At 53.9% G+C, this 10,277-nt stretch carries 8 protein-coding genes; all 8 read right to left on the bottom strand.

What is annotated here, in order from left to right:
* Positions 1-122: 122 nt before the first annotated feature.
* A complete protein-coding gene (locus BLW59_RS16525) occupies positions 123-1,121 on the bottom strand; it encodes an inorganic phosphate transporter (protein ID WP_029545094.1) in 999 nt (332 codons plus the stop codon).
* Positions 1,114-1,740: a DUF47 domain-containing protein gene (locus BLW59_RS16530; RefSeq protein ID WP_029545096.1), complete on the bottom strand. Its 627-nt coding sequence runs from the start codon at positions 1,738-1,740 to the stop codon at positions 1,114-1,116. Before BLW59_RS16530 ends, BLW59_RS16525 begins: the two co-directional genes overlap by 8 nt.
* Before the next feature lie 371 nt (positions 1,741-2,111).
* A complete protein-coding gene (locus BLW59_RS16535; RefSeq protein ID WP_029545097.1) occupies positions 2,112-3,353 on the bottom strand; it encodes an aminotransferase class I/II-fold pyridoxal phosphate-dependent enzyme in 1,242 nt (413 codons plus the stop codon).
* 191 nt (positions 3,354-3,544) lie between these two features.
* Positions 3,545-4,774, bottom strand: a complete 1,230-nt coding sequence (locus tag BLW59_RS16540) for an aspartate kinase (RefSeq protein ID WP_029545099.1) — start codon at positions 4,772-4,774, stop codon at positions 3,545-3,547.
* Between the two features lie 209 nt (positions 4,775-4,983).
* On the bottom strand, positions 4,984-7,023 hold the full coding sequence (uvrB, locus tag BLW59_RS16545; protein ID WP_074698909.1) for an excinuclease ABC subunit UvrB: 2,040 nt from the start codon (positions 7,021-7,023) through the stop codon (positions 4,984-4,986).
* 45 nt (positions 7,024-7,068) lie between these two features.
* A complete protein-coding gene (locus tag BLW59_RS16550) occupies positions 7,069-7,788 on the bottom strand; it encodes a response regulator transcription factor (protein ID WP_074698912.1) in 720 nt (239 codons plus the stop codon).
* Positions 7,781-9,220, bottom strand: a complete 1,440-nt coding sequence (locus BLW59_RS16555; RefSeq protein ID WP_318258721.1) for a HAMP domain-containing sensor histidine kinase — start codon at positions 9,218-9,220, stop codon at positions 7,781-7,783. The genes BLW59_RS16550 and BLW59_RS16555 overlap by 8 nt, the downstream gene beginning before the upstream one ends.
* On the bottom strand, positions 9,114-10,043 hold the full coding sequence (locus tag BLW59_RS18275) for a PucR family transcriptional regulator (protein ID WP_074698918.1): 930 nt from the start codon (positions 10,041-10,043) through the stop codon (positions 9,114-9,116). Before BLW59_RS18275 ends, BLW59_RS16555 begins: the two co-directional genes overlap by 107 nt.
* Positions 10,044-10,277: the final 234 nt, after the last annotated feature.

Here is a 10,277-nt window from a genome sequence, read left to right on the forward strand (position 1 = left end):
TCTCTTCTGCTGTTGCTTTTTGCTTACATGGCATGAAAAATCCCCCTATGATGACAGTTTTATTTTTTACTGTCTCTCATAGGGGGAGCATATCAATGTTCTCGCGCAGGGACAAAATATATTCACTTGAATACCATGCAGACCACCTGGTAAGCTGCAGCTCCCATGAGGGCCGTGCAGGGTATGGTCATGACCCAGGCCATGACCATCTGCTGGGCTACACCCCAGCGGACGGCGTTGACACGCTTGGCCGTACCTACACCCATGATGGAGCCGGACACCACATGGGTGGTGCTGACGGGCAGATGCAGGAGGGTGGCAGTGAAGATGACGATGGAGGAGTTGAGATCTGCTGCGAAGCCTGAGATAGGCTCCAGCTTGAAGATCTTGCCACCCACCGTCTTGATGATGCGCCAGCCACCCATGGCGGTACCGCAGGCCATGGCTGTTGCTGCCAGCACCTTGACGTATGTAGGCACCTCGAAGACATCGATGTAGCCGCCGGACAGCAGGGCCAGAGTGATGATACCCATGGACTTCTGAGCATCATTGGAACCGTGGGAAAAAGCCATCATGGCGGCAGCGGCTATCTGCATTTTCTTGAACTTGTGATTTACTTTCGAGGGACTGGCATTGCCAAAGACCCTGTACAGCACCATCATCACGATAAAGCCCGTGACAATGCCCAGGATAGGCGAACCTATGAGGGCCAGGACAATCTTGCCTATGCCTGCAAAATTCAGCCCGTCCGCCCCCACGGACACCAGCACCGCTCCGATGATGCCACCCACCAAAGCGTGGGAGGAACTGGAGGGCACCGCCAGCCACCAGGTGATGATATTCCAGATGACCGCTCCCGCCAGGGCCGCGATGATGATATGCTCATCCACATGCTGGGCCGACTTTACGATATCCGCACCGATGGTCTTGGCCACGCCTGTGGAGTACATGGCACCCAGAAAATTCAGCACCGCCGCCATCATGATGGCATGGCTGGGATGGATAGCCCGGGTGGATACGGAGGTGGCGATGGCATTGGCCGTATCGTGGAAGCCGTTGATATAGTCAAAAAGCAAGGCCAGCACGATGACGGTGAAGATCAGATACTGCAACTCATGCATACTTCATCACCACGCCCCTGAGCATATCCCCAATCTTTTCGCAGTGATCCAGTGTATCCTCCAGATTCTCCAGAATATCCTTCCACTTGATAAGCTCAATAGGATCTTTTTCTTTATCAAAGAGATAGGCCACCTCATGGCGGTAAACCCTGTCCCCCTCGCTTTCCAGCTTGGCAATCTTGTGGGTGGCATCCAGGATCTGGGCCTGATTCTTGCGAATGTCCTTCAGCATGGTGAGAGCCTTGATGATTTCCTCCGTGGCTTCGATGATGAGCTTGGTAAGGGACACCGCCCCGCTCATGGCCTTGCCAGCCTTGTACATGACAATGCGCTGCAAAGTCCCCTGCAGGATATCCACCCCATCATCAAGCCCGTTGGCGATGGCATAGATGTCCTCCCGGTCGATAGGAGTGATGAAAGTCGTATTGAGCTTGTCAATAATCTTGTCATTGACAGCGTCAGCCTCATGCTCAAGCTCCACGATTTCCCGCACCTTGTCCGTGGCCTTGCTGTAGTCCAGCATGACTTCATCCATCATCAGGGCACCATTGTAGAAGTAGCGGGCACTCTCAACAAAGAGGTCAAAGTATTCCGTGTCCTTCTGATTGAACTTAAACATCGCGTCCTATGTCCTCCTCCTAAATTCTCTCATACAATATATCTAATTTAATATATATTTAATTATAGCTCCATTTAGGACTCTCAGCAACCGCAAATTTTCACGAAAACGAAAAAATGGTGTGCACTTCCCTCCCATAAGGAAATGCACACCATCTATATCAAGCTGAAATTATCATCCCTTAGGAACTGGCAATAAAAAAATTTTAAGATAGGACGCAGGATAAATCTTCATAGGCAAGGCGGAGGAAGGAGGCATAGCGGTGCTATGTCGACTGACGACAACGATGCCTATGGAGATTTAGACAAGTCAAATCTAAAATTTATTTATGAACAGTTCCTCAAAGCTTCAGGCGCTTTTCACAGAGCTTTTTATTCTACAGCGTTCAAAGCCTTCAGCACCTTCCCGGCAATGCCGGGCATCTTTTCCGTAGCCACAGAGCAGGCGGCGATGCGCACACCCAGCTTCAGAGGCACAGCGAAGACCAGGTCGTCGTGGAGCTTCTCGCAGACGGCCTTGGGGTCTTTGGCGGGCACAGCCAGGAAGAAGCCACCCTTGTACGGGAGAGCCGGCAGGCCGCAGGCCTCGGCTTCCTTGGTGAAGATAGCAGCCCTGTTGCGGATGAGCTGATAGAAATCATCACGCTCTTTTTCGAACTGGGCATAGGCTGCCTTATCCTGCTGAAGACGTACCAGCAGGGTCATGGCGCCGCGGTTGATGTTGGACCAGGTGGCACGGCCGGAATACTTGGTTACGTTCTTGAACTCCGTGATGACTTCCTGGGAGGAAGAGACAGCCACCAGAGCGCCGGTGCGCTGGCCATAGGCGGTGTAGCCCTTGGACATGGAGAAAGCGGTGAGCACCAGGATGTTCTCAGGCAGGCTGCCGAACTTCTTCATGAAGGCGCGGGTCTCGTTTTTCTCCCCGGCAAAGTCGATGTAGGCGATATCCACCAGCAGGATAATCTTCTTGCCCTTGGCAGCATGGCCCTTGGCCACATCAAGCACGCCATCCCAATCTTCCTCAGTGAGGCTGAAGCCCGTGGGGTTCTGGGCAGGAGTGTTCAGAATGACCACCAGGCTGTCCTGACTGGAAAGGAGCTCGTCCACCTTGCTGGTGAAGTCTGCCAGATTGAAGTTCAGCTTCTCGTCAAAGAGCTTGAAATTGGTCAGCTTCGTACCGCACTCGTTGCAGATGACATTGTAAGTGCCCCAGAACCAGTCGGAGGTCAGCACATAGTCACCGTGCTCGGCATAGTTGGCCACAGTATGGCGGATGGCGCCGGTGCCGCCGGGGGTAGCCACAGCAGCAAAGTAACCTTCGGGACGCTGGTCAGCGAAGGTGAGGTCCACCACCGCATCCAGGTACTCGGGCAGGCCGGCTATGGGAGCATAACGCATATAATCGCCGATGTTCAGCTCACGGTAAATCCTCTCCACCGTGGGCAGGGTAGCAAACTTGCCTTCATCGTCCATCATGGTGCCAATGGTGGCATTGGTCACCTTATAAGTGCCGTGCTTCAAAGCAGCCAGGCGGCAAGCCTCGCTGGCACCGAAAATTGCATCATGAAGTTCCTTCTCAGCAGCGTGGGTGGCCGCCATACTCATAGTCATCGCTTTCGTTCCCCTTTCCGTCATTGCCAGGCCATTTCCTGGACACATGTATATAATAACTGTTTCATTTCGTCCTGTCTACCCATACAGCTGTCTGTATACAATATTATTTCTTTTGCCCTGCAAATAAAAAAACTGTGAAGCTGTCACAAAAGCCCCCTGCCGCAAAGGCAAGGGGCCCTAAATGCTTATTACCTGGAGGGGAAGAACTCCTCATGGATGGCGTTCACAGCCTCCTTGAGCTTATCACCCTTCACCAGGCAGGAGATGCAGATCTCGGAAGTGCTGATGATATCAATGTTGACGCCAGCCTTGGAAATAGCCCCGAACATGCGGGAAGCGATGCCGGGGTTGCCCAGCATGCCTGCGCCCACGATGGAAACCTTGGCAACGTCCTCCTCGATAAGCACAGCCACGGCGTTCAGCTTGTCGGCCACTTTATCCACTACCTGCTTGGCCTGGGAAAGGTCGTCTGCTGCCACAGTGAACACCATGTCAGTGACATTCTTCTCGATATTGCGGATGCTCTGGACGATCATGTCCACATCCACATTGGCAGCAGCCAGAGCGGAGAAAATCTCATGGGCAATGCCAGGAGTGTTGGGGATGCCCAGCACAGCAATCTTGGCTACCTTGTCATCATGAGCAACACCGCGGACCACAAAATCTTTATCTTCCATAGTATAATCCTCCCTAATCATCGTGCCAGGCCTTTCCGTAAACGTAGAGCGAACATGGATGGGTATGCCGAAATGCTTGCCCATCTCCACGGAGCGGGGCTGCATGACACCTGCCCCCAGGCGGGCCATCTCCAGCATCTCATCGTAGGTGATTTCCTTCATCTTGCGGGCACTGGGCACCATGCGGGGATCTGCAGAGTATACGCCATCCACGTCAGTGAAAATCTCGCAGCTGTCCGCCTTCAGGGCGCCTGCCAACGCCACAGCAGAAGTATCAGAGCCGCCACGACCCAAAGTCACAGGGTCGCCAACCTCATTGCAGCCCTGGAAGCCCGCCACCACTACAATCTGCCCCTTGTCCAGCTCCTCATGGACGCGTTCCGGGGTAATGTCCATGATGCGCCCCTTGGTGAAAACAGAATTGGTCTTCATGCCCACCATGGGCCCCGTCAGGGAAATAGCAGGCTGTCCCAGGCTCTGGAAGGCCATGGAAAGAAGGGCAATGGAAACCTGCTCACCGGTAGTCAGGAGCATATCCATTTCCCTTGGATATTTGTAAGGCTCTTTGTTGATCCCCTTCGCCAGCTCTATCAGCTGATCGGTAGTCTTGCCCATGGCGGATACCACCATGACAATCTTGTCACCGGGCTGCTTCTCCTTCAGCACCCTCTTGGCCACGTTCATGATCTTTTCGGTGGTGGCTACCGAGCTGCCGCCGAATTTCTTTACAATTAGCGCCATAATTCTCCCCCTAAATAACTGGTTCTGGAAACAACCGTAAACAAATGACCACTCCAGAACCTCACTTGTCATTTTGTTAACAAGACACATTATACAAGAATTTTTGTCCTCTGTCTATATACTACACTTTATTAAAATTATCCTGCAGAAGAATTTAAAAGCCCTGGAACAGGGTGCATTCCCAGTTTCAAGGCTTTTGACTTCTATCATTAGTTTTTCTTGGGCAAGGTGCCGTCCAGTTCCAGTATCATATCCCGCAACTCTGCGGCCCGTTCGAATTCCATGGCCCGGGAAGCCTGCTGCATTTCCTTCAGCAGGGTCTTCACCAGATTTTCCTTATCCTTCTTGGTGAGCTTCTTCTTGGGCTTCTTGTCGCCATTTGTGGTATAGGAAGCCATGGTTTCTGCCACCAGGGTGGTTTCTATCAGGGGCTTGATGGGTTTCTTGATGGTCTTGGGCACGATGCCGTGCTCCTTGTTGTAGGCCTGCTGGATTTCCCGGCGGCGCTCTGTCTCCTCTATGGCCCGCTGCATGGAGTCCGTGATCCTGTCAGCGTACATGATGACCCGGCCGTTGGCATTTCTCGCCGCACGGCCGATAATCTGGATCAGTGAGGTATCAGAGCGCAGGAAGCCTTCTTTGTCTGCGTCCAGAATGGCTATCAGGGACACCTCCGGCATATCCAGGCCTTCACGCAGCAGGTTGATGCCCACCAGCACATCGAACTCCCCGGCCCGCAGGTCATGGATGATCTCCGCCCTCTCGATGGTAGCGATGTCTGAGTGCAGGTAACGCACCTTGATGCCGATTTCCTTGAAATAATCCGTGAGATTCTCCGCCATCTTCTTGGTAAGGGTAGTGACCAGCACCCTCTCATCCCGTTCTATGCGCAGCTTGATTTCTGCCAGCAGGTCATCAATCTGCCCTTCCAGAGGCCGCACTTCGATTTCCGGGTCCAATAGCCCCGTGGGGCGGATAATCTGCTGTGCCGTCTGCTGGGCCTGCTCCTGCTCATACTTGCCTGGTGTAGCGGAAACATAGATAATCTGGTTGATGCGGGCAGAGAATTCCTCAAAGGTCAGGGGCCGGTTGTCAAAGGCCGAAGGCAGACGGAAGCCGTTTTCCACCAGCGACACTTTGCGGCTCCTGTCTCCCGCGTACATAGCATGTACCTGGGGCAGGGTCACATGGGACTCATCTATGACAATGAGGAAATCCTCCGGGAAGTAGTCCAGCAAGGTATAGGGAGCATCCCCCGCCTTGCGGCCTGTCAGATGGCGGGAGTAGTTCTCGATGCCTGAGCAATAGCCCATTTCCTGCATCATTTCCAGGTCGTAGTTGGTGCGCTGCTCCAACCGCTGGGCCTCCAAGAGCTTCCCCTGCCCCCGCATTTCTGTCAGCTGCTCGTCCAGCTCTGCCCGGATATCCGCCATAGCCCTCTTTAGTTCCTCGTCTTCAGTGACATAGTGGGAAGCGGGGAAAATCATGGAATGGGTGCGTTCGCCGTAAACCTCTCCCGTCACCACATCGAACTCCACCATCCTGTCCACTTCATCCCCGAACATCTCGATGCGCACAGCCCGATTGTTGTAGCCTGCAGGAAAAACCTCAATGACATCCCCGCGAACCCGGAACTGACCGCGTTCAAAAGCTATATCATTGCGTTCGTAACGAATATTCACCAGTTTCCTAAGTATATCGTCCCTGTCCACTTCCTGCCCTTTGTGCAGGGACAGCACCATCTCATGGTAGCTTTCCGGTGAGCCCAGGCCATAGATGCAGGACACGGAGGCCACGATGATCACATCCCGCCGCTCGAACAGGGAGCAGGTGGCAGAGTGGCGCAGTTCATCTATCTCGTCGTTGATAGATGAATCTTTCTCGATATATGTATCAGTCGAAGCAATATAGGCTTCCGGCTGATAGTAATCATAGTAGCTAACGAAATAACCCACATAGTTCTCCGGGAAAAAGCTCTTGAACTCGCTGGCCAGCTGGGCTGCCAGCGTCTTGTTGTGAGCGATGACCAAAGTGGGCTTCTGCACCTTCTCTATGACCTTGGCGATGGTGTAGGTCTTGCCGGTGCCCGTGGCACCCAAGAGCACTTGGGCCTCCTGGCCGTTCTCGATGCCGGCAGCCAGATCCGCAATGGCCTGGGGCTGGTCACCCATGGGCTCGAAAGGGGCCACTACCTTGAAGGGCTTCTCTTCCGCAAACTGCATGGTATTAAGTTTCGGCACCATAGCCATAGGGCTGCTCCTCCTTTTGGTCAAAACAAATGTACGGTGCCTATATTATAACGCAGATAACGAACGCAGTCTATAACCTTTACCCCATACTGTCTCTATGTGCCGGGGTTCCTGCACATTTTCCTCTATCTTCTCCCGCAGGCGCTTGATATGCACCGTTACCGTGGCGATGTCCCCTTGGGCAGACTGGCCCCAGACGGCCTCAAAGAGTTCCTCCCGGGAGAAAACCTGATGGGGGTGTTCCAGGAAATACTCCAGCAGCTGGAATTCCCGGGGAGGCAGGGATATTTCCCTGCCATCCAGAAAGGCCCGCATTTCCTTGGGCAATAACCTCAAATTGCCATGTACCAGTTCCTGCTGCGCCTCTGCTTCTCTCTTTCTAAAGCCCTTCAATCTTTCATAACGCGCCAGGTGAGCTTTCACCCGTGCCAATAATTCATTGGGACTGAAAGGCTTCACGATGTAGTCATCTGCCCCCATGCCCAGGCCGCGAATCTTGTCCACATCCTCCTTGCAGGCAGTTACCATCAGAATGGGGATTTCCTGCTTCTCCCTGACCTGCCTGCAGATTTCCATGCCCGTAGTACCCGGCAGCATCACATCCAGGAGCAAGATGTCGTAGCCCCCCTCCAGCGCCCTTGCCAAGGCTTTCGTGCCATGACCCTCGATATCTGCCTCTATGCCCCCCAGCAAGAGATAGCTGGCCTCCAGCTCTGCTATGTCCTCGTCATCTTCGGCAATCAGCGCACGTTTCTTCTCAGTCAAGCTTTTCACTCTCCTTGCGCGTTTTCACAGGGAAATCCATCACGATAGCCAGCCCTCCCCGATTCTCTGCCCAGGCCTTGCCGCCGTGGGCTTCCACTATCCAGCGGACTATGGAGAGGCCCAGGCCGCTGCCCTTCACGGCGCTGTCGGTACGGGCCTCTTCCTCACGGAAAAGCACCTTGAAGATGCGTTCCAGGTTTTCCTCAGCTACCCCCTTGCCATTGTCCCGGGCAGTAAGGCGCAGCTTATCCCCCTGCCTCTCAAGGACCAAGGAGAACACCAGCGGCCTGCCGCCGTATTTTCTGGCGTTGCCCATAAGATTCTGCAGCACCCGGTAAAGCTCCGTGCCATCCATCAGGAGAGGGCACTCCCCCTCCGGCAGGGATAGCCTGACCTCCCCCTCTTCTCCCAATTCCTTCTGCAATTTCTCCGCTGCTCGTGCCAGCCAGTGACTAAAATCCGTCTGCACGAAGCTGAAGGGATATTCCCCCATTTCCAGGCGGCTGCAAAGGAACAACCTTTCCACCAATTGTACCATGGAATCCGTGCGGTGATGGATCTTTTCCAGATAGCGCCGCTCCTGCTCTTTAGTAGAAGCCACTCCATCCAGCAGGGCCTGGACATAGCCGCTGATCACCGTCAGGGGGGTCCGCAGGTCATGGGAAATCCCCGCCAGCATATTGCGCCGGCTTTCCTCATACTGCAGCCGCTCCGCCCGGGAACGGGCCAGCCTGCCGCACATTTCCTCAAAGGCCTCATAGACCTGGGCCACTTCCTCCTCCAATTCCTTGTGGCGGGGCAGGGAAATGTCCAGGTTGCCCTTCTTCACCTCTTTGGCCGCTTCCTGCAGAGCCAGCAGATGATTCTGCAGTTTCCTGGACAGCTGATATGCCAGCAGGAAATCCGCCAGCAGGAACACCAGCACTCCCGCCAGGATCAGCCGTATGCGGTAGATATAGGTGATGTTGTTAAGATCCTCCTCGATGCCGCCTAAATCCCGCGACAAAATGGCGATGGCATGGTAGTCATCGCCTGAATAGGTAAACATATATTTCACGATATTGCTGGAACGGAAAATGTAGACACTGGACTCCCCCACAAAGAGAGCCGGAGTGGTCTCCTCCCCCAGCAGATGCTCATCCAGTTCCGTACAATTGGAAAAGACAGGCACCCTCTGCCTGTCCAGTACCATCAGGTGGTAGCCTTCCTCCTCCACCTGGGGAGCAATGGCTATGATTCCTTCCCGCAGTTCCTGTCTGGAACCTTCCGCCGGCAGCTCCGACACCATTTCCCTGAACTGCCTTTCCACCCGATGGGCTGCCAGCTTATCTGATTCCCTGTTGCCCATACGATCCAGATACTCGTCTTGGTACAAAAGGTACAACATTCCCCCGGCCAGCAGGATAATGCCCAAAGGCAGCACGAACATCATGAAGTTGGAAATCATAAGCTTCTGCCGGATCTGCATAGAGAGTCTCAGCCCCTTCCCGCATGCAAGGCTGTGCAAAAACCGGAGCCTCCAGGGCTTCCAGGGTTTCCGACACCCTGACGGCCGCATAGAGGGTGGCCCGCATATCCATGCAGCCCTGCTCACATTTCAGGATTTCCTTGATTTTCTCATATCTGTACCGCAGGGTGTTCACATGGACAAAGAGTTCCTCAGCTGATTCCTTCCAGTTGAAATCCCGACGGAAAAGCACCTTAAGGGTGGGCAGGAGATTAGTGCGGTAGGCCTTGTCATGGGCCCGCAGCGGTGCAAGCTGCTCATCTGCAAATGCCCGGGCTTCCTCCCAGCTCTGACGGAAAAGTCTCAGGAACACCCCCAGCCCGGAAAACTTCTGCACAAACCCCTCCCTGCCATTAGTCTCTTGGAAGGAACCGGCCAGGCGGGCCTCCTCGAAGCTCTGCCAAAGCTGGCTCAGGCGGCAGCTGGTGCCCACGCCCACCCCTGCCTTTTCGCTTTCGGGGCAAAGGCTCCACTTCTGCCAGAACCCCTCCTGCTGGGCAGCAGTGCCTGCCAATACCAGCAAAAAACCATTCTTCCAAGGCACGGGACGGCTGCAAAAGCTGCCCTGCGCACGGCTGCCATAGCCAAGGCGCTTTTCCAATGCTCCCAGCCCCTCTTTATCTCCACTGCGCAACTGAAAAATTGCCACGGCATAACATCCCGCCGAGGGCATCCCCTCCTGCTCGGCTTTCCTGCCTTGACAGACCAGGTCCCACACGAACTTATCCCCAGCCTCTTCCCTGCACATATTTCTTCCTCCCATAAATTTCAACTATTGTTTCATATTTTCCTGCTTCATATTTTAAGATTATCCAGGGAACAGCTCAAGAAAGAGAAAGGAAACAATTTATGAACTTTTTGTGAACAAAAAAGCCCCCTCATAGAGGGTGATATGCTCCCCCTATGAGAGACAGTAAAAAATAAAACTGTCATCATAGGGGGATTTTTCATGCCATGTAAGCAAAAAGCAACAGCAGAAGAG

Source organism: Selenomonas sp. KH1T6, assembly GCF_900108415.1.
In the GTDB taxonomy this organism is placed as follows: domain Bacteria; phylum Bacillota; class Negativicutes; order Selenomonadales; family Selenomonadaceae; genus Selenomonas_B; species Selenomonas_B ruminantium_A.

Excerpts from the sequence above, each read along its gene's own strand:
- BLW59_RS16525 (WP_029545094.1), bottom strand. The coding sequence starts at position 1,121 with ATGCATGAGTTGCAGTATCTGATCTTCACCGTCATCGTGCTGGCCTTG.
- BLW59_RS16530 (WP_029545096.1), bottom strand. The coding sequence starts at position 1,740 with ATGTTTAAGTTCAATCAGAAGGACACGGAATACTTTGACCTCTTTGTT.
- BLW59_RS16535 (WP_029545097.1), bottom strand. The coding sequence starts at position 3,353 with ATGACTATGAGTATGGCGGCCACCCACGCTGCTGAGAAGGAACTTCAT.
- BLW59_RS16540 (WP_029545099.1), bottom strand. The coding sequence starts at position 4,774 with ATGGCGCTAATTGTAAAGAAATTCGGCGGCAGCTCGGTAGCCACCACC.
- uvrB (WP_074698909.1), bottom strand. The coding sequence starts at position 7,023 with ATGGCTATGGTGCCGAAACTTAATACCATGCAGTTTGCGGAAGAGAAG.
- BLW59_RS16555 (WP_318258721.1), bottom strand. The coding sequence starts at position 9,220 with ATGATGTTCGTGCTGCCTTTGGGCATTATCCTGCTGGCCGGGGGAATG.
- BLW59_RS18275 (WP_074698918.1), bottom strand. The coding sequence starts at position 10,043 with ATGTGCAGGGAAGAGGCTGGGGATAAGTTCGTGTGGGACCTGGTCTGT.